This is a genomic window from Nocardioides jejuensis (assembly GCF_004337475.1).
Lineage (GTDB): Bacteria > Actinomycetota > Actinomycetes > Propionibacteriales > Nocardioidaceae > Nocardioides > Nocardioides jejuensis.
This window is the reverse complement of record NZ_SJZJ01000021.1, coordinates 19,647-45,612: the sequence shown is the minus strand read 5'-3', so window position 1 is coordinate 45,612 and position 25,966 is coordinate 19,647. Positions and strand designations below refer to the sequence as shown.

General features: G+C 69.2%; 28 protein-coding genes. 20 read left to right on the top strand and 8 right to left on the bottom strand.

The genetic code is table 11. The features are described from left to right. Position 1 precedes the first annotated feature (1 nt). Positions 2-904, top strand: coding sequence for a YihY/virulence factor BrkB family protein (locus EPD65_RS12355; protein ID WP_165872997.1), 903 nt, complete (start codon positions 2-4; stop codon positions 902-904). Between the two features lie 21 nt (positions 905-925). Next, positions 926-1,156: an SCO4848 family membrane protein gene (locus EPD65_RS12350; protein WP_131584564.1), complete on the top strand. Its 231-nt coding sequence runs from the start codon at positions 926-928 to the stop codon at positions 1,154-1,156. A gap of 177 nt (positions 1,157-1,333) precedes the next feature. Here EPD65_RS12350 and EPD65_RS12345 read toward each other — a convergent pair whose 3' ends face one another. The 5 genes from EPD65_RS12345 to EPD65_RS12325 form a co-directional block, all read right to left on the bottom strand. Next, a complete protein-coding gene (locus tag EPD65_RS12345) occupies positions 1,334-2,077 on the bottom strand; it encodes a succinate dehydrogenase/fumarate reductase iron-sulfur subunit (RefSeq protein ID WP_131584604.1) in 744 nt (247 codons plus the stop codon). 8 nt (positions 2,078-2,085) lie between these two features. Beyond that, a complete protein-coding gene (locus EPD65_RS12340) occupies positions 2,086-4,110 on the bottom strand; it encodes a fumarate reductase/succinate dehydrogenase flavoprotein subunit (protein WP_131584602.1) in 2,025 nt (674 codons plus the stop codon). Between the two features lie 39 nt (positions 4,111-4,149). Then, complete coding sequence (locus EPD65_RS12335) at positions 4,150-4,857, bottom strand: succinate dehydrogenase cytochrome b subunit (RefSeq protein ID WP_207891534.1); 708 nt, start codon at positions 4,855-4,857, stop codon at positions 4,150-4,152. Positions 4,858-5,015: 158 nt separating this feature from the next. After that, on the bottom strand, positions 5,016-6,083 hold the full coding sequence (locus EPD65_RS12330; protein ID WP_131584560.1) for a glycosyltransferase: 1,068 nt from the start codon (positions 6,081-6,083) through the stop codon (positions 5,016-5,018). A 77-nt stretch (positions 6,084-6,160) separates the two neighbouring features. Next, positions 6,161-6,622 (bottom strand): hypothetical protein, encoded by a 462-nt coding sequence (locus tag EPD65_RS12325; RefSeq protein WP_131584558.1) that lies wholly within the window; start codon positions 6,620-6,622, stop codon positions 6,161-6,163. Positions 6,623-6,704: 82 nt separating this feature from the next. Here EPD65_RS12325 and EPD65_RS12320 point away from each other — a divergent pair, with 82 nt between their 5' ends. The 7 genes from EPD65_RS12320 (at position 6,705) to EPD65_RS12290 (ending at position 14,133) form a co-directional block, all read left to right on the top strand. Beyond that, complete coding sequence (locus tag EPD65_RS12320) at positions 6,705-8,438, top strand: methylmalonyl-CoA mutase family protein (protein ID WP_131584556.1); 1,734 nt, start codon at positions 6,705-6,707, stop codon at positions 8,436-8,438. Then, positions 8,435-10,591, top strand: a complete 2,157-nt coding sequence (scpA, locus tag EPD65_RS12315; protein ID WP_131584554.1) for a methylmalonyl-CoA mutase — start codon at positions 8,435-8,437, stop codon at positions 10,589-10,591. The genes EPD65_RS12320 and scpA overlap by 4 nt, the downstream gene beginning before the upstream one ends. Positions 10,592-10,809: 218 nt before the next feature. Then, positions 10,810-11,502 (top strand): hypothetical protein, encoded by a 693-nt coding sequence (locus tag EPD65_RS12310; protein ID WP_131584552.1) that lies wholly within the window; start codon positions 10,810-10,812, stop codon positions 11,500-11,502. Next, entirely contained in the window at positions 11,499-12,347 is an 849-nt protein-coding gene (locus tag EPD65_RS12305) for an alpha/beta fold hydrolase (RefSeq protein WP_131584550.1), read from the top strand. The genes EPD65_RS12310 and EPD65_RS12305 overlap by 4 nt, the downstream gene beginning before the upstream one ends. 68 nt (positions 12,348-12,415) lie before the next feature. After that, positions 12,416-12,718, top strand: a complete 303-nt coding sequence (locus EPD65_RS12300) for a hypothetical protein (protein WP_131584548.1) — start codon at positions 12,416-12,418, stop codon at positions 12,716-12,718. Between the two features lie 573 nt (positions 12,719-13,291). Then, positions 13,292-13,861 (top strand): T6SS immunity protein Tdi1 domain-containing protein, encoded by a 570-nt coding sequence (locus EPD65_RS12295; protein ID WP_131584546.1) that lies wholly within the window; start codon positions 13,292-13,294, stop codon positions 13,859-13,861. Between the two features lie 5 nt (positions 13,862-13,866). After that, entirely contained in the window at positions 13,867-14,133 is a 267-nt protein-coding gene (locus tag EPD65_RS12290; RefSeq protein ID WP_131584544.1) for a DUF7660 family protein, read from the top strand. Between the two features lie 8 nt (positions 14,134-14,141). Here the strand turns inward: EPD65_RS12290 and EPD65_RS16325 are convergent, their stop codons facing one another. Beyond that, positions 14,142-14,429 carry a hypothetical protein gene (locus EPD65_RS16325; RefSeq protein ID WP_165872996.1) on the bottom strand — a complete coding sequence of 96 codons (288 nt, stop codon included), beginning with the start codon at positions 14,427-14,429 and terminating at the stop codon, positions 14,142-14,144. A gap of 130 nt (positions 14,430-14,559) precedes the next feature. Here EPD65_RS16325 and EPD65_RS12285 point away from each other — a divergent pair, with 130 nt between their 5' ends. Together EPD65_RS12285 and EPD65_RS12280 are read left to right on the top strand one after the other, a co-directional pair. Beyond that, positions 14,560-15,327 (top strand): class I SAM-dependent methyltransferase, encoded by a 768-nt coding sequence (locus EPD65_RS12285; RefSeq protein ID WP_165872995.1) that lies wholly within the window; start codon positions 14,560-14,562, stop codon positions 15,325-15,327. Positions 15,328-15,354: 27 nt separating this feature from the next. After that, positions 15,355-15,735, top strand: coding sequence for a limonene-1,2-epoxide hydrolase family protein (locus tag EPD65_RS12280; protein ID WP_131584540.1), 381 nt, complete (start codon positions 15,355-15,357; stop codon positions 15,733-15,735). 19 nt (positions 15,736-15,754) lie between these two features. Here EPD65_RS12280 and infA read toward each other — a convergent pair whose 3' ends face one another. Next, positions 15,755-15,985 (bottom strand): translation initiation factor IF-1, encoded by a 231-nt coding sequence (infA, locus tag EPD65_RS12275; RefSeq protein ID WP_131584538.1) that lies wholly within the window; start codon positions 15,983-15,985, stop codon positions 15,755-15,757. Positions 15,986-16,219: 234 nt separating this feature from the next. Here infA and EPD65_RS12270 point away from each other — a divergent pair, with 234 nt between their 5' ends. Continuing rightward, positions 16,220-16,702, top strand: coding sequence for a phage tail protein (locus EPD65_RS12270; RefSeq protein ID WP_131584536.1), 483 nt, complete (start codon positions 16,220-16,222; stop codon positions 16,700-16,702). Here EPD65_RS12270 and EPD65_RS12265 read toward each other — a convergent pair. Next, positions 16,686-16,934, bottom strand: a complete 249-nt coding sequence (locus EPD65_RS12265; RefSeq protein ID WP_131584534.1) for a hypothetical protein — start codon at positions 16,932-16,934, stop codon at positions 16,686-16,688. The two genes, EPD65_RS12270 and EPD65_RS12265, sit on opposite strands and share 17 nt — an antisense overlap. A 56-nt stretch (positions 16,935-16,990) precedes the next feature. Here EPD65_RS12265 and meaB point away from each other — a divergent pair, with 56 nt between their 5' ends. The 8 genes from meaB (at position 16,991) to EPD65_RS12225 (ending at position 25,931) form a co-directional block, all read left to right on the top strand. Then, the gene (gene meaB / locus EPD65_RS12260) at positions 16,991-17,986 is read left to right on the top strand and encodes a methylmalonyl Co-A mutase-associated GTPase MeaB (RefSeq protein ID WP_131584532.1); all 996 of its coding nucleotides are present in this window, start codon (positions 16,991-16,993) and stop codon (positions 17,984-17,986) included. 119 nt (positions 17,987-18,105) lie between these two features. Then, a complete protein-coding gene (locus EPD65_RS12255) occupies positions 18,106-19,188 on the top strand; it encodes a BMP family lipoprotein (RefSeq protein WP_131584530.1) in 1,083 nt (360 codons plus the stop codon). 113 nt (positions 19,189-19,301) lie between these two features. Continuing rightward, complete coding sequence (locus tag EPD65_RS12250) at positions 19,302-20,819, top strand: ABC transporter ATP-binding protein (RefSeq protein ID WP_243640567.1); 1,518 nt, start codon at positions 19,302-19,304, stop codon at positions 20,817-20,819. Between the two features lie 133 nt (positions 20,820-20,952). Then, positions 20,953-21,918 (top strand): ABC transporter permease, encoded by a 966-nt coding sequence (locus EPD65_RS12245; RefSeq protein ID WP_341539061.1) that lies wholly within the window; start codon positions 20,953-20,955, stop codon positions 21,916-21,918. Continuing rightward, the gene (locus tag EPD65_RS12240; protein WP_131584528.1) at positions 21,915-23,177 is read left to right on the top strand and encodes an ABC transporter permease; all 1,263 of its coding nucleotides are present in this window, start codon (positions 21,915-21,917) and stop codon (positions 23,175-23,177) included. Before EPD65_RS12245 ends, EPD65_RS12240 begins: the two co-directional genes overlap by 4 nt. Continuing rightward, positions 23,177-23,566, top strand: a complete 390-nt coding sequence (locus EPD65_RS12235; protein ID WP_131584526.1) for a cytidine deaminase — start codon at positions 23,177-23,179, stop codon at positions 23,564-23,566. The genes EPD65_RS12240 and EPD65_RS12235 overlap by 1 nt, the downstream gene beginning before the upstream one ends. Then, a complete protein-coding gene (locus EPD65_RS12230) occupies positions 23,563-24,849 on the top strand; it encodes a thymidine phosphorylase (RefSeq protein WP_131584524.1) in 1,287 nt (428 codons plus the stop codon). Before EPD65_RS12235 ends, EPD65_RS12230 begins: the two co-directional genes overlap by 4 nt. Beyond that, a complete protein-coding gene (locus EPD65_RS12225) occupies positions 24,849-25,931 on the top strand; it encodes an adenosine deaminase (RefSeq protein ID WP_131584522.1) in 1,083 nt (360 codons plus the stop codon). The genes EPD65_RS12230 and EPD65_RS12225 overlap by 1 nt, the downstream gene beginning before the upstream one ends. The last annotated feature ends 35 nt before the right edge of the window (positions 25,932-25,966 follow it).

Genomic DNA, 25,966 nt, shown 5'->3' with positions numbered 1-25,966 from the left:
CGTGCCGTCGCTGAAGGACCGGGTCCTCGCGCCTGTCCGGGCGGCGCGCGAGCGGGTCCCCGTGCTCGACCACATCTTCCGCACGCTCGAGCACTACTCCGCGACCAACGGCAGCCTCTACGCCGCCGGCGTGACGTTCGCGGCGTTCCTCTCGGTCTTCCCGCTGCTGGGCCTGGCGTTCGCCGTCGTGGGGTTCATCGCGCGCATGCTGCCGCCGGGCGTCGACGCCGAGCAGACCCTCGTCGAGGCGATCAACAGCGTCCTCCCGGGCATTGTGCAGGTGCCGGGGGAGACCGCAGTCAAGGGCGCGCTGGAGCTGTCGACGTTCCAGGACGCCGCGCCGGCAATCCTGTCGATCGGCCTGCCCCTGGCGCTCTGGTCGGGGCTGGGCTGGCTCTCCAGCCTGCAGAGCGCCCTGCTGGTCGCCTTCGAGGAGACGGCGGGGGAGCGGCCCAACTGGTTCATCGGCAAGGCGCGTGACCTGGCCGCGCTGGCCGTGCTGGGCACGGTGCTCATGCTGTCCGTGGTCGTCTCGGGCGTCGCTGCCGGCCTTGCGCCGCATGTGATGGGCTGGATCGGTCTCGGGGCCGAGCACGGGTGGGTGCTGCGGGTGTTCGTCCCGGTCATCGGGATCGGCGCCAACGCCGTGCTGTTCGCCGCCATGTTCATCCTGCTCGCGCGGCCTCGGCTGCCGCGTCGGGCGATCTGGTCCGGTGCTGCACTCGGTGCGGTCGGCTTCGAGGTGCTCAAGCAGGCCTCGACGTACCTGCTGAAGGCGACGGCCGGGCAGCCGGCGTTCCAGGCGTTCGGCATCGCACTGATCCTGCTGGTCTGGATCAACTACTTCAGCCGGCTCGTTCTGTACTCCGCGGCGTGGGCGCAGACCTCCCGCGCGCGCGACTGAACCACTCACCCAAGGAGCACGATGAAGTTCGAGAAGAAGCACGCCGCCCTGCTGATGGGCGTCGCGCTGTGGAACGTCTGGACGTGGGGCACGTTCATCAAGAACCTGTCCGCGGCGTACGAGCGGGGCGAGCAGCACCCGACCGGCTACTGGGTGGCGCACACGATCCTGATCATCGTGAACTTCATCATCGCCGGTGTCCTCGGCGCGCTCGGCTGGAAGGCATGGCGTTCCGCCGACCGCGACGCCTGAACCACCCCGTCGCCGAGACGGGCCTCGTGCAATGGCGAGACGGGCCTCGTGCAGTGCCGAGACGGGCCTCGTGCCGGGCACAAGCCCCGTCTCGGCGTTGCACGGGCCCCGTGTCGGCGAAATGCGAAGCGCCCGGCCACCTGACGGTGACCGGGCGCTTCGGCGTTGCTGGTGGGCTCAGTAACCCTGGGCCATCGCGGTGCGAAGGTCCTTGTTGAGCCGGGAGATCACGTCGAGCGGGATCTCCTTCGGGCACGCCGAGGCGCACTCACCGATGTTGGTGCAGCCACCGAAGCCCTCGGCGTCGTGCTGGCCGACCATGGAGACGACACGGGTGTCGCGCTCCGGCTGGCCCTGCGGCAGCGAGCCGAGGTGGGTGATCTTGGCACCGAGGAAGAGCGACGCCGAGCCGTTGGGGCACGCCGCGACGCAGGCGCCACAGCCGATGCAGGTCGCGACGTCGAACGCCAGGTCGGCGAGCTTCTTCTCGACCGGGGCGGCGTGGGCGTCGGGCGCCGAGCCGGTGTTGGCCGAGATGAAGCCACCGTTCTGGATCATCCGGTCGAACGCCGAACGGTCGACCACGAGGTCCTTGACGACCGGGAACGGGTCCGCACGCCACGGCTCGACCGTGATCTCGTCGCCGTCCTTGAAGGAGCGCATGTGCAGCTGGCAGGTGGTGGTGACCTCCGGGCCGTGGGCCTGGCCGTTGATCATCAGGCCACACATGCCGCAGATGCCCTCACGACAGTCGCTGTCGAACGCGACCGGCTCCTCGCCCTTGGCGTTGAGCTGCTCGTTGAGCACGTCGAGCATCTCGAGGAACGACATGTCCTCGGAGACACCCTCGAGCGAGTAGCGGTGCATCGCGCCCTTGGCGTTCGCGTTGGCCTGCCGCCAGATGTTCAGGGTCAGGTTCATGGTGCCGCTCACTTGTAGCTCCGCTGCTTCATCTCGATGGCCGTGTAGATCAGGTCTTCCTTGTGGAGGACCGGGTTGGCGTTCTCGCCACCGAACTCCCACGCGGCGACGTACGCGAACTCGTCGTCGTGACGCAGAGCCTCGCCGTCCTCGGTCTGCGACTCGCCGCGGAAGTGACCACCGCAGGACTCACGACGGTTGAGGGCGTCGATGCACATGAGCTCACCGAGCTCGATGAAGTCGATCGTGCGACCGGCCTTCTCGAGGCTCTGGTTGAGGCTGTCCGCGGTGCCGAGGACCTTGAGGTTGGTCCAGAACTCCGCCTTCAGGTCACGGATCAGGCCGATGGCCTTCGTGAGGCCCTCCTCGGTCCGCTCCATGCCGCAGTACTCCCACATGATCTGGCCGAGCTGCTTGTGGAAGGAGTCCGCCGAGCGCTCGCCCTGGATCGAGAGGAACTTCGCGATGCGCTCCTCGACCTCGGCCTTGGCCTCGACGACCGCCGGGTGCGACTCGTCGATCTTCTCGAACGGGCCGTCGGCGAGGTACTCGCGGATGGTGTTCGGGAGGACGAAGTAGCCGTCCGCCAGACCCTGCATCAGCGCCGAGGCGCCGAGGCGGTTGGCGCCGTGGTCGGAGAAGTTGGCCTCGCCCGAGCAGAAGAGACCGGTGATGTTGGTCTGCAGGTGGTAGTCCACCCACAGGCCGCCCATCACGTAGTGAACCGCGGGGTAGATACGCATCGGCGTCTCGTACGGGTCCTCGCCGGTGATCCGGGCGTACATGTCGAAGAGGTTGCCGTACTTCGTCTCCACGGCGTCGCGGCCCATGCGGGCGATCGCGTCGGCGAAGTCGAGGTAGACACCGCGGCGCATGAGCACCTCGGTGCCGTCCGGCTGGACTTCCTTGACCTGGGGGCCGACACCGCGACCCTCGTCGCACATGTTCTTGGCCTGACGCGACGCGATGTCGCGGGGGACCAGGTTGCCGAACGACGGGTAGATCCGCTCCAGGTAGTAGTCGCGGTCCTCCTCGGCGATCTCGTTGGCCGGCTTGCCGCAGTCCTCGGCGCGCTTCGGGACCCAGATGCGACCGTCGTTGCGGAGGGACTCCGACATCAGGGTCAGCTTCGACTGGTGGTCACCGGTGACCGGGATGCAGGTCGGGTGGATCTGCGTGTAGCAGGGGTTCGCCATGTAGGCGCCCTTGCGGTGCGCACGCCACGCGGCGGTGACGTTGGAGCCCATCGCGTTGGTCGAGAGGAAGTAGACGTTGCCGTAGCCGCCGGAGGCGAGGACGACGACGTCGGCGAGGTGCGTCTCGACCGCGCCGGTGACCATGTCACGGGTGACGATGCCGCGGGCGCGGCCGTCGGCGATGATCACCTCGAGCATCTCGTGGCGGGTGTACTGCGTGACCGTGCCGGCCGCGACCTGGCGCTCCATCGCCTGGTAGGCGCCGATCAGCAGCTGCTGACCGGTCTGGCCACGGGCGTAGAACGTGCGGGAGACCTGCACACCACCGAAGGAGCGGTTGTCGAGGAGGCCGCCGTACTCGCGGGCGAAGGGGACACCCTGCGCGACGCACTGGTCGATGATGTTGGTCGAGACCTCGGCGAGGCGGTAGACGTTCGACTCGCGCGAGCGGTAGTCGCCGCCCTTGACGGTGTCGTAGAAGAGGCGCTCGACCGAGTCGCCGTCCTCCTTGTAGTTCTTGGCGGCGTTGATGCCACCCTGCGCGGCGATCGAGTGCGCACGACGCGGCGAGTCCTGGTAACAGAAGGACTTCACGTTGTAGCCGGCCTCGCCGAGCGTCGCGGCGGCAGCGCCACCCGCGAGGCCCGTGCCGACGATGATCACGTCGAGCTTGCGGCGGTTGGCCGGGTTGACCAGGCGGTTCTCGAACTTGCGGCGCTGCCAGCGGGTGTTGATCGGGCCGGTGGGGGCCGTCTCGTCGATGATCGGCGCGCCCAGCGTGTAGAAGCCGGCGGCGTCGTCGGACTTCTGGACCGACGGCTGGTTGGTCGGGATCATGCCCGACGGGTCAGGGGTACCCATGAGTCAGTGAATCCCTTACTTGGTGACGATGCCGGTGAGCACGGACAGCGGGATGAGCGCGAAGCCGCCCGCGATGACGATGGCGACCACGAGACCGGCGTCCTTGGCGCGGTTGCGCGAGCTCGCGGCGTTCGTGAAGCCGAGCGTCTGGCAGGCGCTCCACACACCGTGGTGCAGGTGGAAGCCGAGCGCGATGAGCGCGAGGAAGTAGACGACGCTGACGTACCAGGCCTCGGGGCTGAACGTGTCGACGAGCAGGTTGTACGGGTCGTTCGTGGCGCCGCCGGTCGGGTTGACCTTGCCGATCGTGAAGTTGAGCAGGTGCCAGATGAGGAACAGGAAGAGCGCGAGACCGCCCCAGCGCATCGTGCGCGAGGAGAGCGAGCTGCCCTTGTTCTTCTTCACGACGTACTTGACGGTGCGCGCCTTGTGCGCGCGACGCGTCAGCGCGATCGCGGAGAACACGTGGACGACCAGCGCGGCGATGAGGCCGACGCGGAGGATCCAGAGCAGTCCGGCGTGCGGAAGCATCGGCTCACCGATGGTCCGCAGGTGCTCGGCGTACGTATTGAACGCCTCGTGGCCTGCGAAGACCTTCAGGTTGCCGTACATGTGGGCGAGGAGGAAGCCGATGAAGATCAGGCCACTCACTGCCATGAGCATCTTGAGCGCAATGGTCGACCGGGTCGACTTGCTGCCACTTACGAGAGTCGGGGTTGCCACGGGGGTCAACCTACCGTCACCCGACGCCGCCGTGCGAAGTGACCGGTGTGACATTTTCGAGAGTGCGGGAACTCCCGGGGCGGCCCGTTCGTCGCAACTGGCCGCGTCTCACAACTTCACGGTCGTACGCCGCCGGGTTGCGCCGGCGGACTGGTCGATCAGGCAGCCGGTTCCGCGGCCTTCGCGGGCTGCGGCAGGTGGAGGTCGACGAGCTCGGTGAGCGCGGAGGTCCAGTCGCGGGCCAGCGCGTCCAGGCGCGCGGCCCGGCCGAGCCGCTCGCGCAGGTCGGCATCGGCGACGACGGCCGCGACTGCACGGCGCAGCGCCGCGGGGTCTGCCGGGTCGTAGAGCAGACCGGTGTCGCCGTCGCGGACGATCTCGGCGGCAGCGCCGGTCGCCGGGGCGATCACCGCGAGGCCGCTCGCCATGCCCGCGCGCAGGAGGTGGCCGCAGGTCTCGATCTCGCTCGGCTGGACGAGGACGTCGAGGCTGGCCAGGGCGGTGGCGAGCTCGGTGTCGGCGAGGTGGCCGGTGAGCTTGGCGTCCGCGACCTGCGTCGCGAGCCATGCCTTCTGCGTGCCTTCGCCGATCACCACGAGGCGGCCGCCGGGGACGCGGGCGGCGTCGACCAGTCGGCGTACTCCGTGCTTGCGCTTGAGCGCCCCGGCGTGGCCGACGACGACGCGGGCGCCGGTCTTGGACCGGGCGCGTGCATAGGAGCCGTGCAGGTAGTCGTCGCGGACCGCGGGTGTGAATCCGCGAGCGTCGACGCCCGGAACCCAGAGGGCGGCTTCGTTCGCGCCGAGCTCGGCGCAGCGGTCCACCATCCAGCTCGCGGTGGCGATCAGTCGGTCGGCGCGCGGCGCGACGGTGCGGCTCCACACCTCGGCGTCGACGGGGCCGACGGGGGAGGCCTGCACCACGAGCGTGCGTACGCCGAGCTTGCGCGCGTGCTTGAGCGCCTTGCGCCCCACCTTGGCCGGGGAGACGGCGATCAGCGCATCCGCCCCGAAGGCGAGGAGGGCCTCGCGCACCTGTGCGCCACGCCCCTCACGGAGGGTGACGCGGGCGACCTGACCGCCGCGGTAGTCGCCCAGACCAGGCGCCGGGGCCAGCACCAGGACGTCGTGGCCGGTGTCGATCAGGTGGTCCACCAGCGCCTTGACGGTGCGGGTGTCAGCATCGGTCGCGGGGTAGAAGGCCTCCGCGGAGACAGCGATCCTCATGCTTCGAGGGTGGCGGGGGAGTGTGTCCGGATTGCCGCGGTCGGGTGGACTCGTCGTGAACAGCGTTGTGGCGGTCCTCACCTGTGGTCGTCGACGAGTCGACCCCACCGGACTGCCGGGATGGTGCGCGGCGGAAGGTCGCCTTGTCGAATCGCGTCTGCTGCCCGGTGGATCGCCATGCGCGACTCCGCCCAGTCGCCGGTCTCCCGCTCGGCCCACGGCGTGAATCCGCGGCGTACCTCGATGGTCCAGCTCATCCCGAACATCACGCGCAGCAGGATGACAAGGGGGAGCAGGGCGAGCAGCAACAGCAGCTCGAAGGCTGCGAAGAAGACCACGAGCAGGATCGGGGCGAGGACCAGCAGCACCAGCACGACGATGAGTACGACGAGTCCGATGACCAGATCATCGACGTCCGCGGCCCTCGTCGGGTCAAGCCAGCCCAGCGGAATGTCGTCGTCCGAGCGGAACCGGCGCCGCCACGGAACCCACCGGCGACTCACCCGCCACGTCTGCCCCGAGGGGTCGGTCACCTTCACGCGCTGAGCGTACGGCGTACCGACTGACGGGAAATGTCACACGTTGTGGCAGGTGAGCGCGTTGCTGCCTATTGTTCGCAGCATGACTGGCCCCATTGAGGACCGTCTTGCGCTTGCGTCCGAGCAGGACCAGCACTCAGCAGCTGATTGGGAGAAGATCACTGCTGCTGTGCTGCGCAAGTCGGGTCGACTGACCGACGAAGACGCCGATGCCGCTGTCTGGACGAAGCTGGCACGCACCACCCTCGACGGCATCTCCGTCGCCCCGATCGGCACCCCTGCCGACCTCGAGGGCCTCGTGACCGCCGGACGCCCGACGCGTGAGGGCGCCTGGGACATCCGTTCCCTCGTCGCCGACCCTGACGCGAAGGCCGCCAACGAGGCGGTGCTCGCGGACCTCAACGGTGGCGTCACCTCCATCTGGCTCTCCGCAGGTGCGGACACCGACGTCGCGGCCACGCTGGCCGGCGTCGACCTGAGCATCGCGCCGGTCGTCCTGGACGCGCCGTCTGCTCCGCTCCAGGCCGCGCAGGCGTTCGCCGCGCTGGCCGAGGGCAAGGCCGTCCACGCCGACAGCAACCTCGGCGCCGACCCGCTGGGTGCGTTCGCCCGCGGTGCCGCGACCGAGGCCGACCCGGCCGCCGCCGTCGAGGCCGCGAAGATCGCGCAGGGCCTCGGCATCCGCGGCATCGTCGTCGACGCGACGGTCGCCCACGACCTCGGTGCCTCCGACGCACAGGAGCTCGGCTACGGCCTGGGCATCGGCGTCGCCTACCTCCGCGCGCTGACCGAGGCGGGCTTCTCCGTCGAGGACGCAGCCGCGCAGATCGAGTTCCGCTTCGCGGCCACCGACGAGCAGTTCCCGACGATCGCGAAGTTCCGCGCGGCACGCCGCCTCTGGGCTCGCGTACTGGAGCTCTCCGGTGCTGCCGAGGACGCCCGCACCATGCGGATCCACGGCGTGACCTCGCGTCCGATGTTCTCCAAGTACGACCCGTACGTGAACATGCTGCGCGGCACCGTCGCGGCGTTCGCGGCCGGTGTCGGTGGTGCCGAGTCCGTCACGGTCCTGCCGTTCGACTCGGCCAACGGCCGCCCGGACGCGTTCGGCCGCCGCATCGCGCGCAACACCTCGCACCTGCTCATCGACGAGTCGCACGTCGCGAAGGTCGCTGACCCGGCCGGCGGTTCGTACGCCGTCGAGAAGCTGACCGACGACCTGGCCATCAAGGCGTGGGACGAGCTGGGTCGCTTCGAGACCGACGGCCTCGCCGGTCTCAGCGAGCGCGTCGGCGCGGTCATCGCGAACCGCGAGTCGCTCATCGCCAAGCGCCGTCGCCCGCTGACCGGTGTCTCGGAGTTCCCGAACCTCGCCGAGGAGCTCCCGCAGCGCGCCGCCGACCCGCTCAACGACCGGGTCCGTCGCTACGCCGCGTCCTTCGAGGCGCTGCGCGACGAGCCGGCGACGTCGCCGGTCTTCCTGGCCACGCTCGGCCCGGTGGCCCAGCACACGGCGCGCGCCACCTTCATCTCGAACCTGTTCGCCGCCGGTGGCGTCGCGGTCGACGTGGCCGGCGCCACGGCGTCGGCTGACGACCTGGTCAAGGCCTACGCCGGCCAGAAGGTCGTCGCGCTCGCCGGCACCGACGCGACGTACGCCGAGTGGGGCGCTGCCGCGATCGAGGCGCTGCGTGGCGCCGGTGCGTCGTACGTGATCCTCGCCGGCAAGCCGGGCGACCTGGCTGTCGACGATTCCGCCGCGATGGGCCTCGACGCCCTCGCGTTCCTCAACCGCACGCGGGAGGCACTCGCATGAGCATCCCTTCGTCCTTCTCCGGTCTGCCGCTCGGCGGCGGTGCCCCGGCTCCTGGCCCCGTCGCGGGCGCCGAGGCCTGGCAGAGCCCCGAGGGCATCCCGGTGCTCCCGGTCTACGGCCCCGAGCACCTCGAGGGTCTCGACGCGCTCGACACCTGGCCCGGCCTCTCGCCGTTCCTGCGTGGTCCGTACCCGACGATGTACACGACCCAGCCGTGGACCATCCGTCAGTACGCCGGCTTCTCGACCGCCGAGGAGTCCAACGCCTTCTACCGCCGCAACCTGGCCGCCGGCCAGAAGGGTCTCTCGGTCGCCTTCGACCTCGCAACCCACCGTGGCTACGACTCCGACCACCCCCGCGTCCGCGGTGACGTCGGCATGGCCGGTGTTGCGATCGACTCGATCTACGACACCCGTGTGCTGTTCGAGGGCATCCCGCTCGACCAGATGTCCGTCTCCATGACGATGAACGGCGCCGTTCTCCCGGTGCTCGCGCTCTACATCGTGGCCGCGGAGGAGCAGGGCGTGAAGCCCGAGCAGCTCTCCGGCACGATCCAGAACGACATCCTCAAGGAGTTCATGGTCCGCAACACCTACATCTACCCGCCCGCCGGGTCGATGCGGATCATCTCCGACATCTTCGCGTTCACCTCGCAGAAGATGCCGCGCTTCAACTCGATCTCGATCTCCGGCTATCACATGCAGGAGGCCGGCGCGACGAACGACCTCGAGCTCGCCTACACGCTGGCCGACGGCGTCGAGTACATCCGCGCGGGCCTCGCGGCCGGCATGGACATCGACGCGTTCGCTCCCCGCCTGTCGTTCTTCTGGGCGATCGGCATGAACTTCTACATGGAGATCGCCAAGATGCGCGCCGCCCGCGCGCTCTGGTCGCGACTCGTGCGTGAGTTCAACCCGAAGAACCCGAAGTCGCTGTCGCTGCGTACCCACTCGCAGACCTCCGGCTGGTCGCTCACCGCGCAGGACGTCTTCAACAACGTCGGCCGTACGGCGATCGAGGCCATGGCGTCGACCCAGGGCCACACGCAGTCGCTGCACACCAACGCCCTCGACGAGGCGATCGCGCTGCCGACCGACTTCTCGGCCCGTATCGCCCGCAACACCCAGCTGCTGCTGCAGCAGGAGTCGGGCACGACGGAGATCATCGACCCGTGGGCCGGCTCGTACTACGTCGAGAAGCTCACGCACGACATCGCCGAGCGCGCCTGGAAGCACATCCAGGAGGCCGAGGCGGCCGGCGGCATGGCGAAGGCCATCGAGCAGGGCATCCCGAAGATGCGCATCGAGGAGGCGGCCGCCCGCACTCAGGCGCGCATCGACTCGGGCCAGCAGAAGGTCATCGGCGTCAACACGTTCCGCCTGCCGCAGGAGGACAAGCTCGACGTCCTCAAGGTCGACAACGCGGCGGTGTACGCCTCGCAGGTCGCCAAGCTCGAGCGTCTCCGCGCCGAGCGCGACCAGGCCGAGGTCGACCGCACCCTCGCCGCGCTCACCGCGGCCGCGGAGCGGGGCTCCTCGACCGACATCGAGAACAACCTGCTCAAGCTCGCCGTCGACGCGGCCCGCGCCAAGGCGACGGTCGGCGAGATCTCGGACGCGGTGGAGAAGGTCTACGGCCGCCACCAGGCCGTGATCCGTACGATCTCCGGCGTGTACAAGAACGAGGTCGGCAACGACTCCGCCGCTGCCGCCGTGCTCAAGGCGACCGAGAAGTTCGAGGAGGACGAGGGCCGTCGCCCCCGCATCCTCGTCGCCAAGATGGGCCAGGACGGCCACGACCGTGGCCAGAAGGTCGTCGTCTCGGCGTTCGCGGACCTTGGCTTCAACGTGGACGTGGGCCCGCTCTTCTCCACCCCGGAGGAGGTCGCCCAGCAGGCGGTCGACGCGGACGTCCACATCGTCGGTGTCTCGTCGCTGGCCGCAGGTCACCTGACCCTCCTGCCCGCCCTCAAGCAGGCGCTCGCGGACCAGGGTCGCGGCGACATCATGGTCGTCATCGGCGGCGTCATCCCGCCGGACGACGTCCCGACGCTGAAGGAGATGGGCGCTGCCGCGGTCTTCCTCCCCGGCACGGTCATCGCGGAGTCGGCCATCGACATCCTCGCGCAGCTCTCGGAGCAGCTCGGCCACTGAGCCTCGTGCTCGTACGACGGGCGGTCACCCTGGTGGGTGGCCGCCCGTCGCTGCATTTCGCGGTGGGTGATCCGTTCAGTTCTGCCGATGTCCGGTTGTTTGACGCACGCGCCGGTCGGCGCCGAGGCCCGAGCGCGATGTGGGAGACGAGTCCTTTGGACCATGGCGACATTTCGGTAGCCATGGCATGAAACGCGCGGACCGGTTAACTTCGCTGAATGACTGCTGAGCTGGCGTCCCACATGACGGTGCGACTGGCCCACTTTGGTCAGCCGCGAAGCATCGACGAGGTCGATGCAGCGCCCCCAGCCGCCGCGCACGTGTACGCCTCCGTCGGGGTGAATGACCCGATGGCGAGCATTGGAGCAGCGAAAGAGTTCACTCACGTAGCGCGGATATCGCTCCATGCAGATCTGGCATCCGCGGCTGCCGCCATGCATGACCCGTGGGGACCGGCATCGTGGGAGTCAGGGACCCAGTGGTCCGCCGTCCTGGAGCCATTCCGTCACAGAGGGACGGTCCAGTGGCTCAATCCGAAGGAGCCCGGGCCAGTCTTCTCCGTCACCGATCACCATCGTCCCGAGGGGCGCTGCGTCGTGATGACGACCGCCGGTTGGGAGATGGGGGCCGACTTCGACTGGTCGCGAGCTATCGAGTTCACGCGCCGCATCGACGAGGTGGTCAGCCAGTTGGACACGGTCCCGGGACTCCACTACTGGCGCAACCTGACCTTCCCGATGCCGAGCGCCGGCATGACACTGTCGGTCTGGGAGGACGTCAAGGCAATGCAGACGTTCGCCTATCAACCAGGGTTCCACAAGCCCCACATGGAGTACCACTGGGCGAACCCGCTGGGTGACTACGACTCCTACACCCGGTTCAGGATCGTCGACGAAGTCGGAACGCCTTGACCACGGCATCACGCCTGAGCATCAACGGACTCTCCATCCCGGTGGCTCAGGCGGGGTCGACCGACGGCGCCGAGGCCGTCGTCTTCATCCACGGCAACTCGGGCGCCATCGCAGACTGGTTGCCCTTCCTGGAACCAGTCGGTACCTTCACGCGGGCTGTGGCATTCGACCTACCGGGCTACGGCGGGGCTGACAAGCCGAGCGGATTCGACTACACCGCTGGCGGCTATGCGGAGTTCATCGACGCGACGCTCAAGGCTCTGGGCATCAGAAGCGCGCACATCGTCGCTCACGATCTCGGCGGCGGATGGGCCATGCGATGGGCCGCTGACCATCCCGAGCAATTCGCCAGCGCGACCTTGATCAACACCGGCGTCCTCCTCGACTACGAGTGGCACGACGCAGCGAAGCTGTGGCGGCAGCCAGAAGTGGGTGAGGCAATCCAGGCAGGCATGACCCGCGATCTCTTCCTTGAGGTCGTCTCGGCACAGAACCCGCGCCTGGGCCCGGCGGCACTGGAGGCGCTCTGGCAGCAGACGGACAACCCCGGGACTAATCACGCCGTCCTGCAGTTCTACCGCGCTACCTCCGAAGCAACGCTCGCCGAGCCGCAAGCTGTCTTGCGTGGACTGGATCGCCCCGCATTGGTCATCTGGGGCGAAGACGACGCCTACATCCCGGTGAGCCAGGCGCTACTCCAACGGGAGTCGTTCCCCAGCGCGCAGGTGATGGTGCTTCCGGATGCCGGGCACTGGGTGACCCTCGAGGACCCCGACACGGTCCGCGAACTTATCGTTCCGTTCCTCAGGCAGCACGTCGGGTTCACCGGGCCCAGTTCTGAATAGCGCCCGGAACTGCCGCGAGTAGGTCGGTTCCGGTGATGTCCACCGGCGGTCGGCACTAGCGTCCATGCATGGCAACCGAATCGTCGACCTTGATCAAGGGTTCGAGTGGGGCGCGGTTTGTCGCTGGCCTGGTCTCGAGCCTGTTGGCCGCGACCGGCGCCAACTACCTCTGGCTTAGCTCTGGACCCGACGGGGATGCGTTCTTCAAGCCGACACTGCTCGTGGCGGCGGTGACCGGTGTGGTCGGGTTGGCCATGCGCGCAACGTCTGGGTTGAGAAGTTTCGGCCTTGGTTGCGTCGTCGGAGCCGCATTGAGTCTTCCGGTCACGCTTGCAGCCATGTGGGGGCTGTTCCTGACCGTGGGCAGTTGAGATCCGCCAACCCGTCAGCCGCGATCCGTGCACATCGAAGGCCCCGGCGGGTGGGGTCTTAGGGGCTCAGAGGATTCGGGTGCCGTGGGTGTGACGAGGAAGCGGTGGCCGTTGGGGGGAGCGCCAGAGGCAGTGGCCGGCGTCGAGCATGATGTAGCTCCAGCCGGTGTGGGCCGCCTGATCCGTCTGGCCCGGTGTCGTAGGGCGCGATGTGGTCAATGTCGCGGGCGCGGGCGCGGGCGCGGGCGGGGTGGTTGCGGTGGGGGAAGCTGATCCGACGTCGGGCCGCTGGAGCCAGGCGCGGAGGGTGTCGAGGGTGATGAAGGCGCCGTTGCCGCCGGTGCCTTCGACCCGCGCGAGACCAGTGCCGGTATCGGTGAGGTCGTCGACGCTGAAGGAGATGGGCGCTGCCGCGGTCTTCCTCCCCGGCACGGTCATCGCGGAGTCGGCCATCGACATCCTCGCGCAGCTCTCGGAGCAGCTCGGCCACTGAGCCTCGTGCTCGTACGACGGGCGGTCACCCTGGTGGGTGGCCGCCCGTCGGTGCATTGATGGCGGCTCTAGGTTGTTCCTGTGCTCGAACGCCTCGTGTCCTTGATTCCGCCGTCCCCCGTCGAGGGGCCCGCTGACGCCGGGTCGCCGCCTTCCGGTGTCCGTGGCGCGGTGGGCAGGCTGGCCGGGACGACCTTGGGCCAGGGCCTCTACCGGCTCCACAGCCGCTCCAGCGCCGCGGCGGCCGACGCGCTCGTCGCGCGCGCCTATCCCGACTTCGAGGGCCGGATCGCCTGCTTCGGCATGGACTGGCTGGGCCGGCAGTTCTCCCTGGACCCGACTCGTGGAACGCCCGGCGACCCCGAGGTTCTCCTGTACGACGTGGGCGCCGGGGAGGCCCTGGAGATCTCGTCGCCCTTCTCCCTGTTCCACGACTCCGAGCTGATCGACTACACCGATGCGGCACTCGCCTCGGAGTTCTTCGAGGCGTGGTTGCGCGGCAATCCGGACCCGATCCGGTTCGACCGGTGCGTGGGTTACCAGGTTCCGCTCTTCCTCGGCGGAGCCGACGAGCTGCGCAACCTGAGCGTCACCGACCTCGACGTCTACTGGACGCTGACGGGCGAACTGCGCGCGTCAGCGCTGGGGTGACCGGCATGGCCGCGCATCACGGATCCGGTCGCCCGACCGGCGAGGTCCCGTCGGGCATCGCGACGCGCGACGATCTGGGCGAGTTCATCCTGCGTGTTCTCGATGACCTGCGGGGTGGTGGCTCGGCGGAGTGGGAGAACAACACCCTCGAGCGATTCCTCGATGGCATGTCCGCGTTCACGCTGGCGCGGGTCGTGGAGAGGGCCGGGCAGGACGAGCCCTCGTGGCAGCTGTTCGCCGAGATCATTGCCGCGGCCACGGGCTACGAATAGGCAGCAGCTCAGGCGATCCCGATCTCGATCTCCATGACGTCAAGTGCCGCGTCGAGGTCGAGCCGCGTCGCGAGGTTGTAGTGGGCAGCGCCTGTCGTCTCGCCGTCTCCCCAGTCGAGTTCGGCCTCGCCGGACGTCCAGACAGTCAGTTGCGCGAGTGCCGGACCATTCATGAGTGCGACCCACGAGGCGGGCTTCGACGTGACGTCGCCGCGTACCAGTTCCCAGGTTGCGCCTGCAGAACGCCAACGCTCCGCGCGCGCCGTCACGAGCTCAGTCAGCGCCTCGAGATCCACGGAGCCACTATGCCGCGGGGTGGAACTGGCCGGTGGCAGAACGGGCTGCCGCGCCGAGTGGGGGCTCAGTCGGTTTCGGCCCGGGCGGTTGAACGGTTCGTGCGCTGGCGCCGCCTGCTTGGATGACGACATGGACGCCGCCAGCGAGGAGATGCACAAGGATCGCGGTCGCGCGGAGTCCTTCGGCGCCGTGGCGGAGCAGTACGAGCGGTACCGACCGGCGTACCCGGCGGATCTCGTCGCTGACCTGCTCGCGACGGACCCGCGCAGCGTTCTCGACATCGGGGCCGGCACCGGCAAGGCGAGCCGTCTGCTCGTCGGACCCGGGCGCTCGCTTCTGGCGGTCGAGCCGGATCCCGCGATGGCCGCCGTCGCACGAAGCCTCGGCATCGACGTGGAGGTGTCCGCGTTCGAGACCTGGTCGCCGCACGGCCGCACGTTCGACCTCGTTGTCTGCGCACAGGCGTGGCACTGGGTCGACCCGGTCGCCGGTGCCGCGAAGGTCGCCGAGGTGCTCGCCCCCGGTGGCGTGTTCGCCTGTTTCTGGAACTACCCGATGCCCCACCTCGCCCACGACCTGACCGACGACGTGCAGCGGCGCATCGCCCCGGCCTGCGACTTCGGCGTCGTGGACGTCCGGTCGAGCGACGATCCCTATGCAGCGCAGCTCCGGGACTCCGGGCAGTTCGCCGAGGTCACGACGCGGCGCTACGAGTGGACCGAGACGCTCACTGCCGCCGACTGGGTCGGGCGCATCGCGACGCGCAGCGACTACCTGCGCCTTCCTCCAGAGCAGCGCCGTGACCTGCTCGACGGGGTCCTCGCCGCGGTGGCGCCGTACGAACCTCTCGTCCTGCCGTTCGGCACCTACGCGATCGTCGCCACGGCACGCGCGTGAGCGGCCCATCCAGCCTAGGATCACCCCATGCCCCACAACGAGAACATCCACGTCGTCAAGGAGCTCTTCGCAGCGCTCACCGACGGTGACGTCGCGGCCGCCAATGCGCTGCTCACCGACGACGTCGCGTGGCTCAACACCGGCCTGCCGACCGTGCATGGCAAGGGCGTACGCCGGATCCTCACCGCCATGCCGAAGGCGCGCATGCGTTTCAGCGCCACGGACTACGACTTCGCTGACCTCGGCAACGGCAGCGTGCGCTTCGACCGCAAGGACACCCTGGCCTGGGGACCGCTCAGCTCCACCTTCACTGTGAGCGGCACGTTCCAGGTCCGCGACGGCAAGGTCGCCCGCTGGGACGACGCGTACAAGATGGGCGAGGTCCTCGGCGGCGTCTTCCGCCGCTGACCCCGCCCATCCGGGCACCTCAGCTCCGGTAGCGGAAGACGATCCGTCCGCGGCTCAGGTCGTAGGGACTGAGCTCGACGAGCACGCGGTCCTCGAGCACGATCTTGATGTAGTTCTTGCGGATCTTGCCGCTGATGTGGGCCAGCACGGTGTGGCCGTTGTCCAGCTCGACGCGGAACGTCGCGGCGCGCAGGCAGTCGACGACGCGTCCCTCGGCCTCGATGCCGTGCGTGGTGGGGTGAAGGGTCATGGCAGTGCCTCTCGCGTTGCTGCGGGCACTCCGGCGACACTGCGTCAGCCGGCCTCACGTGACCTGAGGGGGAGCACCCACGTGTGGTCTGGGGTCACTGGGCTCACCTCCTCGGCAACGTCACGGAACGCCACGACGGTACGGCGCTGCGGCATCCCGGCTCAACGGGTTTTCCCGCGCCCCCGGTCGCTAGGCTCGGCAACGTCACGCCGGCGCCGTACCGAGGGAGCACCCATGCCGCACGTCATCGATTTCGTGAACGTCTCGACCGAGGGCCTCGAGTCCAGCCCGGTCGCGGCCGCGCTCGCCGGGCTGCGGGCCAACGAGGCGCGCTACTTCTCGACGAAGTACAAGCACGTCTACGAGACGGTGCCGGCGTCGGAGAAGGCCGACCTCGTCGCGTGGCTGCAGCGGATCCTCACGGAGGAGCGCGGGCTCGAGTTCGCCTCGCCGCTCCTCGAGGTCGCCGACGTGACGGTCGAGGACGAGAAGGCCGGCACGATCAAGTGGCCGGAGTTCTACTTCGAGTCGGGCCTGGTCATCAACGTGCTCTGGACCGTCGCGGACGGTGGCAAGCGCGCCGTCGGCTTCAAGCTCTCCGAGGGCATGGAGGTCCCCGAGGAGCTGACCGCGGCGGGCTTCAAGTTCGCGCGTCAGAAGTCGAAGCTCGCGGGCGAGATCCGCGGTTCGTTCTTCGTGATCAAGGGCGACTACTGAGCCGATCCACGGCCGTACGCCGTGCCAGCACCAGCCAGCACAGGATCGCCAGTCCGGAGAACGTCGCCGGCACGACGTGGTCGAGCATCAGCGAGGCCGCGGTGGCGGACGCGAAGGCCGCCAGGTTGAGCACCACGTCGTAGACCGGCGCGACGAAGCGCCGGTTGACGACGTGCGCGAAGGCGATGACGACGCCGCAGGCGAAGGTCACGGACAGCAGGAAGCTCACCACGTCCGCCATTCTCCCCGGTCGATCCCGTGCGCCCGACCCCGACTAACCTGAGCCGCGTGAACGACACGGACCTGGTGCAGCAGCTCGTCGACGGCGTACTCGCCGGCAACCGGGCACAGATGAGCCGCGCGATCACCATGGTCGAGTCCCGCAAGCCGGCCCACCGCGTGCTTGCGCGCGAGCTGCTGAGCAAGCTCACGCCGCACTCGGGCAACGCGATCCGCGTCGGCATCTCCGGCGTTCCGGGCGTGGGCAAGTCGACGACGATCGAGGCCCTCGGCACCCACCTGACAGCGCAGGGCCACAAGGTCGCGGTCCTCGCGGTCGACCCCAGCTCCGTCCGCACAGGTGGATCCGTGCTGGGCGACAAGACCCGCATGATGCGCCTCAGCGTCGACCCGAACGCGTACATCCGCCCGAGCCCGAGCGAGGGCACCCTCGGCGGCGTCGCCCGTACGACGGCCCAGGCGATGACCATCGTGGAGGCAGCGGGCTACGACGTCGTGCTCGTCGAGACCGTCGGCGTCGGCCAGTCCGAGGTGACGGTGGCCGGCATGGTCGACACGTTCCTCTTCCTGACGATCGCGCGCACCGGCGACCAGCTGCAGGGCATCAAGAAGGGCATCCTCGAGATCGCCGACGTCATCGGCGTCAACAAGGCCGACGACGGCGAGCAGGAGATCGCCGCGAAGGCGGCCGCGCGCGAGCTCGGCGGTGCGCTCCGCCTCGTCCGCGGTGCCAACGGCGCCCCGCCGGTGGTCACCTACTCGGGCCTCCACGACAAGGGCCTCGACGTTGTCTGGGGCGAGATCGAGAAGCACCAGGAGAAGCTCGGCGTCGAGGGCCTCGCTGCCAAGCGTGCCGACCAGCAGCTCGAGTTCACCTGGGCGCTGGTCCGCGACGAGCTCGAGCAGCGGCTGCGCCACAACGAGAACGTCAAGGTCGCCCGCGAGGAGATCAGCAAGGCCGTGAAGGCGGGGGAGATCAACGCCCCCGAGGCCGCCGACCGGATCCTCGCTGCGTACGACTCAGGGGTCCTCGAGCAGCGCTGAGGCGTCCGGTTTGCTGCGACTTGGTAACGACTTGGCGCAGCGCAGGTCCGCTGTCGTGGCCGCTGGCTAGGGTGCGGACCATGCGCCGATCCGCGGCGCCCAAAACAGGAGGAGCCGTCTTGCGAAACATCAGCAAGATCGCTGCGGTGGGCCTTGTTGCGTCCCTCGCGCTGACCGGTTGTGGCAAGAAGCACGACGACACCTCGGCGTCGGGCTCCAAGGACGTCTGCAAGGGGTTCACCGACAGCAGTCCGGTCAAGCTCGCCATCGCCTTCGACGTCGGCGGCCGTGGTGACCACTCCTTCAACGACGCTGCCTACACGGGCGCGGAGAAGGCTGTCAGCGACCTCGGAGCGAGCTGTATCGACGCCCAGGCGACGGTCGGCGAGACCGACGCGCAGCGTGCGGACCGCCTCAAGCAGCTCGCGGACAAGGGCGCCAACGCCATCGTCGGTGTCGGCTACCTCTACTCCAACGCGGTCAACGAGGTCGCGCAGCAGTACCCCAAGGTCAACTTCCTCGTCGTCGACGGTTTCGACCCCGACAAGAACGCCAACGCCAACGTCGCGTACGACGCGTTCGCGCCGCAGGAGTCGTCGTACCTCGCGGGTGTGGCTGCTGCCCTCAAGACCAAGACGAAGAACGTCGGCGTCATCGGCGCCGTGCCGGGCGCGGTCATCGACCCGTTCATGGCCGGCTACAAGGCGGGCGTCCACGCGGTCGACCCGATGATCAAGGTCCAGTCGAAGTACATCGTCCAGAGCGGTGACAAGGGCTTCAACGACCCGACCGACGCCAAGCAGATCGCCCAGCAGATGCTCGACGGCGGCGCCGACGTCATCTTCCACGCGGCCGGTCTCTCGGGTGCGGGCCTCTTCGAGGCCGTTGCCGCGGCTGGCGACGGCAAGTGGGCCATCGGCGTCGACGGCGACCAGTACGGCTCCGCGACGAAGGAGGAGCAGCCGCACATCCTGACCTCCGCCCTCAAGCGGGTCGACACGGGCGTCTTCGACTTCGCCTCCTCGGTCAAGGACGGCAAGCCGCAGACGAGCTACGTCTCCTACAACCTCAAGAACGAGGGCGTCGGCCTCTCCTACAGCGGTGGCTTCATCGACGACATCAAGGCGAAGCTCGACGGCTACGCCACGAAGATCGAGAACGGCCAGATCAAGGTCCCGACGGACCCGAAGACGGTCAAGTGACCCCTCGGTCCGACGCCCGCGCGGGCGCCTGAACGAGTAGTACCCCCGGCGGGGCCCGGGAGATAGGTTCGTCTCCCGGGCCCCGTTCCCGCGTGACGTGGAGGAGAGAGATCTTGGTCGCGACCCAGGCGCCCACTGCCCCCCTGATCGAGCTGCGGGGCATCGGCAAGCGATTCCCCGGCGTGATCGCCAACCACGACGTCGACGTCACGATCCGCCCGGGCAGCGTGCACGCGCTGGTGGGGGAGAACGGCGCCGGCAAGTCGACGCTGATGAAGATCCTGTACGGCGTGCAGCGACCCGATGACGGCGCCATCGTCGTGGACGGTGCCGAGAAGGTCTTCCGCTCGCCGAGCGACGCGATCGCGGTCGGCATCGGCATGGTCTTCCAGCACTTCATGCTCGCCGACAACCTCACCGTCCTCGAGAACTGCGTGCTCGGCGCCGAGAAGCTCCACGGCATCGGCGGCAAGGCCCGGCGCGCGTTTGTCGACCTCTGCGCGCGGTTCGGCTTCGACCTCGACCCCGACGTGCTCGTCGAGGAGCTCGGCGTCGCGGCCCGGCAGCGCCTCGAGATCGTCAAGGTCCTCTACCGCGGCGCGAAGGTGATCATCCTCGACGAGCCGACCGCCGTCCTCGTCCCGCACGAGGTCGACGCGCTCTTCGAGAACCTGCGCGACCTCCGCGAGAGCGGCCATTCGCTCCTCTTCATCTCCCACAAGCTCGACGAGGTGCTCGCGATCTCCGACGACATCACGGTCATGCGACGCGGCACGACGGTTGGTCATGCCGACCCGGCCGCGGTGACCAAGCGCCAGCTGGCCGAGCTCATGGTCGGCAGCGAGCTGCCCTCGCCCGAGACCGCCGAGTCGACCGTCCAGGAGACGGTGATGCTGCGCCTCGACGGCGTCAGCCTCCTCGAGGGGGAGCGCGCGGTCCTGGACAGCATCGACCTGGCGATCCGCAAGGGCGAGGTGCTCGGCATCGCAGGTGTCGAGGGCAACGGGCAGACCGAGCTGGTCGAGGTGATCATGGGCCTCGCGCACGCCACCGGCGGCACGATCACGCTCGACGACACCGGCATCACGTCGTACAGCACGCGGGCGCGGCGTGAGGCCGGCATCGGCTACGTCCCCGAGGACCGCCACCGCCACGGGCTGCTGCTCGACGCACCCCTCTGGGAGAACCGGATCCTCGGCCACCAGACCCGCCGTCCCAGCGCGCGCGGCCCCTGGATCGACCGGGCCGGAGCGCGCAAGGACACCGAGCGGATCGTCGAGCAGTACGACGTGCGCACACCGTCGATCGACACCAACTCCCGCGCCCTCTCCGGCGGCAACCAGCAGAAGCTGATCGTCGGCCGCGAGATGTCCGGTGATCCGGTCCTGCTGATTGCCTCCCACCCGACCCGCGGCGTCGACGTCGGCGCGCAGGCAGCGATCTGGGACCACATCCGCGACGCCCGCCGGGCGGGCCTGGCGGTGCTGCTCATCTCGGCCGACCTCGACGAGCTGATCGGCCTCTCGGACACCATCGAGGTGATCCTGCGTGGTCGTCTCGTCGGCACCTTCGATCCGTCCTCGGTGACCCCTGCCGAGCTCGGATCCGCGATGACCGGAGGTCACGACTGATGGAGCTCTCCGTGCGTTTCCTCAAGAAGGTCGGCCTGGCGTTGCTGGCGCCGGCGGTGGCCGTCGCCGTGGCCGTCGTCGCGACGTCGCTCGTCATCCTGATCTCCGGCAGTGACTCCGGCATCGGCGACTTCTGGAGCGTCATGCTCTCGGCGCCCAGCACCAGACGATCGTCAACATCGTCAACCTCAGCGTCGAGCTCTACATCGCGGCCGTCGCGGCCGCGATCGGCTTCCGGATGGGCCTGTTCAACATCGGCGTCGAGGGGCAGTACGGCCTGGCGGCGTACGTCGCGGCCGTCTTTGCCGGCGGCATGTTCCTGCCCGGTCCGCTCAACATCGTCGTGGCGACCCTGCTGGCGATGGTCGTCGGTGCGGCGTGGGCGGGCATCGCGGCGTTGCTGAAGGTCTATCGCGGCGTGAGCGAGGTGATCACCACCCTGATGCTCAACGCGATCGCGCCGATCATCGTCACCCACTTCCACAACAAGTACGGCGAGCAGACCGGCTACGACATCCGCACGACGCCGCTGACCGGGTCCAACACCGTGTCCGGCTGGGCGCCGTACGGCGTCAACGGTGGCGAGATCTGGACCCTCGGTCTGCTCGCCGTGGCCGTGGGCGTCGGGTTCTGGCTGCTGCTCAACCGCACCCGCCTCGGCTTCGACCTGCGGGCCAGCGGCCTGTCCCCGTCCGCTGCGTCCGCCAGCGGCGTGAGCGCGAAGAAGATGGTGATCGTCGCGATGCTGCTCTCGGGTGCGGTTGCCGGACTGGTCTGGATCCCCGACCTCTTCGGCCACGCCCACACATACTCCGACGCGAGCTTTGCCGGAGGCCTCGGCTTCACCGGCCTCGCGGTCGCCCTGCTGGGTCGCAACCGCGCCGGCGGGATGGCGTTCGGCGCCCTGCTCTTCGCCTGGTTGACCTCGCAGTCGGACGCGCTCCAGATCGACACCGACATCGCCCCGCAGATCGTCGAGATCACCCAGGGCATCTGCGTCCTCGCGGTGGTGGTGGCGTACGAGCTGGTCCAGCGCTACCGGGCCAGGTCCGAGCAGAAGGCGGTCGCTGCGGCCGTCCCCGAGGCGGTGGCGGCATGACCACGACGAGTCCCACCAAGGTCCTGCAGGCCGCCGCCGGTGGCCGACGGGTCCTCGGTCTGTCGCCCCTGATGTGGGTGCTGATCGTGTCCGGCCTGGTGGTCGTGCCGTTCGTGCGGCTGGTGACCGACTCGGCGCCGCTGACGGCCACCACGACCTTCACCGCCGCCATCCTGTCGACCTGTCCGATCGCCCTGGCGGCGCTCGGCGGCGTCTGGTCCGAGCGGGCCGGTGTGGTCAACATCGGGCTCGAGGGCCAGATGCTGCTCGGCACCTGGGGCGCGGCGTACTTCAACTGGTACTACGGCCCGTGGGCGGGCCTCGCCGGCGGCATCCTGCTCGGCATGATCGGCGGCCTGCTGCACGCGGTCGCGACGATCACCTTCGGGGTCGACCAGATCGTCTCCGGTGTCGCGGTCAACATCATTGCGGCGGGCGCCGTGGAGTTCCTGTCCAAGACGTTCTTCAGCAACATCACGCCCAACGGCGGCCCCCGCAACCTGTCCGGCCTGTACTCGCTACCGACCCTCAACATCGGGGGACTCGACGGCTGGCTCAGCGATCTCAACGCGAAGCACTGGTTCCTGCTGTCGGATCTCGCCGGCCTGCTGGGCTCGCTGGTCAGCCACATCTCGTACGTGTCGCTGATGGTGATCGGGCTGGCCGCGCTGAGCTGGTGGCTGCTGCGGCGTACGACGTTCGGGCTGCGGCTGCGCTCCTGCGGCGAGAACCCTGCGGCTGCCGAGTCCCTCGGCGTCAGCGTCCTGCGCTACAAGTACATCGCCGTGCTGGTCTCCGGCGGCCTGGCTGGTCTCGGCGGTGCGTACCTGTCGACCGTCGCGTCGTCGACGTTCACGGTGGGACAGACGCAGGGGCGCGGCTACATCGGTCTCGCGGCGATGATCTTCGGCAACTGGAACCCCTTCGGTGCGCTCGGCGCCTCCGCCCTCTTCGGGTACGCCGACGCCCTCCGCCTGCGCAGTGCCTCCTCGCTGCACGCGCTGCTGTTGCTGCTCGCCATCGGCCTCGTGCTGCTGACGTTGTGGCGGCTGTGGCAGCGCAACATCCGCGGTGCGATCACCAACGGCGTGATCGGTCTGGCGTTCCTGCTGTGGTTCCTGCTGACTGACACGATCCCGGACGACCTCGGCGGCATGACGCCGTACCTCGTCACGCTGCTGGTGCTCTCCGTCGCGTCGCAGAGCCTGCGGATGCCGGCGGCTGACGGTCAGCCGTATCGCAAGGGATCGGCGGGCTGATGGCGGACTGGGATGCCCTGACCGCCGCTGCGACCGAGGTGATGGCGCGCGCCTACGCGCCGTACTCGAACTTCGCGGTGGGTGCTGCTGCGCTCGTCGACGACGGCCGCGTCGTGACCGGCTGCAACGTCGAGAACGCCTCGTACGGCGTGACGCTCTGCGCGGAGTGCGGGCTCGTCTCGGCGCTGCACGCGAGCGGTGGCGGGCGGCTCACGCACTTCGTCTGTGTCGACCGCAGCGGCGCGTTGCTGATGCCGTGCGGCCGGTGCCGCCAGCTTCTCTTCGAGCACGGCGGCGCGACGCTGCAGGTGCTCACCACCTCCGGCGTACGACGGATGGATGACCTGTTGCCGGACGCGTTCGGCCCGATTGACCTGGAGACCCGATGACCGCCCATGACGCCGTCGAGGTGATCATCGCCAAGCGCGGCGGTGGCGTCCTCAGTGACAGCCAGATCGACTGGGTGATCGACGCCTACACGCGCGGCGAGGTCGCCGACGAGCAGATGTCGTCGCTCGCGATGGCGATCTTGCTCAACGGCATGACCCGTCCCGAGATCTCCCGGTGGACCGCCGCGATGATCGCGTCGGGGGAGCGGATGTCCTTCTCCGCGCTCCCGGTGCCGACGGCCGACAAGCACTCGACCGGCGGCGTCGGTGACAAGATCACGCTGCCCCTCGCGCCGCTGGTCGCCGCGTGCGGGGTCGCCGTCCCGCAGCTCTCTGGTCGGGGCCTCGGCCACACCGGCGGCACCCTCGACAAGCTCGAGGCGATCCCGGGGTGGCGCGCGGCGTTGTCCAACGAGGAGATGTTCGCGCAGCTCCGCGACGTCGGAGCCGTGATCTGTGCGGCCGGTGACGGTCTCGCGCCGGCCGACAAGAAGCTCTACGCGCTGCGCGACGTCACCGGCACCGTCGAGGCGATCCCGCTCATCGCCTCCTCGATCATGAGCAAGAAGATCGCCGAGGGCACCGGCTCGCTGGTGCTCGACGTGAAGGTCGGCACGGGTGCCTTCATGAAGTCGCTGCCTGACGCCCAGGAGCTGGCCCGCACGATGGTCGACCTGGGCACCGACGCCGGCGTCCACACCGTCGCGCTGCTCACCGACATGTCCACGCCGCTCGGCCTCACCGCGGGCAACGCGATCGAGGTGACCGAGTCGGTCGAGGTGCTCGCCGGCGGCGGTCCTGCGGACGTCGTATCGCTCACGGTCGAGCTCGCCCGGGAGATGCTGCGCGGGGCCGGGCGCGACGACGTTGATCCCGCCGACGTACTGGCCTCGGGCAAGGCGATGGACGCCTGGCGCCGGATGATCGCGGCGCAGGGTGGAGACCCGGACGCGGCGCTCCCGGTGGCCCGGGAGTCGCACGTCGTCGCTGCTCCCTCGAGTGGCGTGCTGACCCGGCTCGATGCGATGGCCGTCGGCCTCGCGGCCTGGCGCCTCGGCGCGGGCCGGGCCCGCAAGGAGGACCCGGTGCAGGCTGGCGCCGGCGTCGTCTGGCACGCGCGGCCAGGCGACACGGTCACCGCCGGCCAGCCCCTTTTCACGCTGCTGACCGACGAGCCGGACCGCTTCGACCGCGCGCTGGCCTCGCTCGACGGTGGCTACGACATCGCCCCCGCGGGTACGCCGTTCACGGCGACGCCGCTTCTCCTGGACAGGATCAGCTGATGGCCCCTTCTGCCGCCGCGCTCACCGCCGAGGAGATCCGCACCCTGCCGAAGGTGGTCCTGCACGACCACCTCGATGGCGGTCTGCGCCCGGCCACGATCGTCGAGATCGCCGCCGAGATCGGGCACGCGCTGCCGACGACCGACCCGGTCGCGCTGGGTGAGTGGTTCCGCGACAACGCGACGTCGGGCTCGCTGGTCCGTTACCTCGAGGGCTTCGTCCACACGATCGCGGTGATGCAGACCCCGGAGCACCTGCGCCGCATCGCCCGCGAGGCGGTCGAGGACCTCGTCGCTGACGGCGTCGTCTACGCCGAGCTGCGCTATGCCTGCGAGCTCTTCGTCGAGCGCGGGCTGACGATGGACCAGGTCGTCGCCGCTGTGCAGGAGGGGATCGACGAGGCGGTCGCGGCTGCGGCTGCTGCCGGTCGCCCGATCGTCGTACGCCAGCTGCTGACCGCGATGCGGCAGGCCGCCCGCGGCATCGAGGTCGCGAAGCTGGCCGTCGCCTGGCGCGACCGCGGCGTCTGTGGCTTCGACATCGCGGGCCCGGAGGACGGCTTCCCGCCGACCCGGTTCCTCGACGCCTTCGAGTACCTCGCCGAGCAGAACATGCGGATCTCGATCCACGCGGGCGAGGCGTTCGGCCCGCCGTCGATCTGGGAGGCCGTGCACCCGTGCGGCGCCGACCGGCTGGGCCACGGCGTCCGGATCGTCGAGGACATTTCCTTCGAGGGTGACAGCGCCCACTTGGGCACGCTCGCGGCGTACGTCCGCGACCGTCGGATCCCGCTCGAGATCTGCCCGACCTCCAACGTGCAGACCGGCGCGGCCGCGTCGATCGCCGAGCACCCCTTCGGCCGGCTGGCCGAGCTCGGGTTCCGGGTCACGATCAACACCGACAACCGGCTGATGTCGGCCACCTCGATGACGCAGGAGATGGCGCTGTTGGTCGAGGCGTTCGGCTACACGCGCGCCGACCTCGGCAAGTTCACCGTCAACGCGATGAAGTCGGCGTTCCTGCCGTTCGACGAGCGGCTCGCGCTCATCAACAACGTGATCAAGCCGGGCTACGCCGGCTGATCAGGAGAGCCTGAGCAGGTGTTCACCGCGGTGAA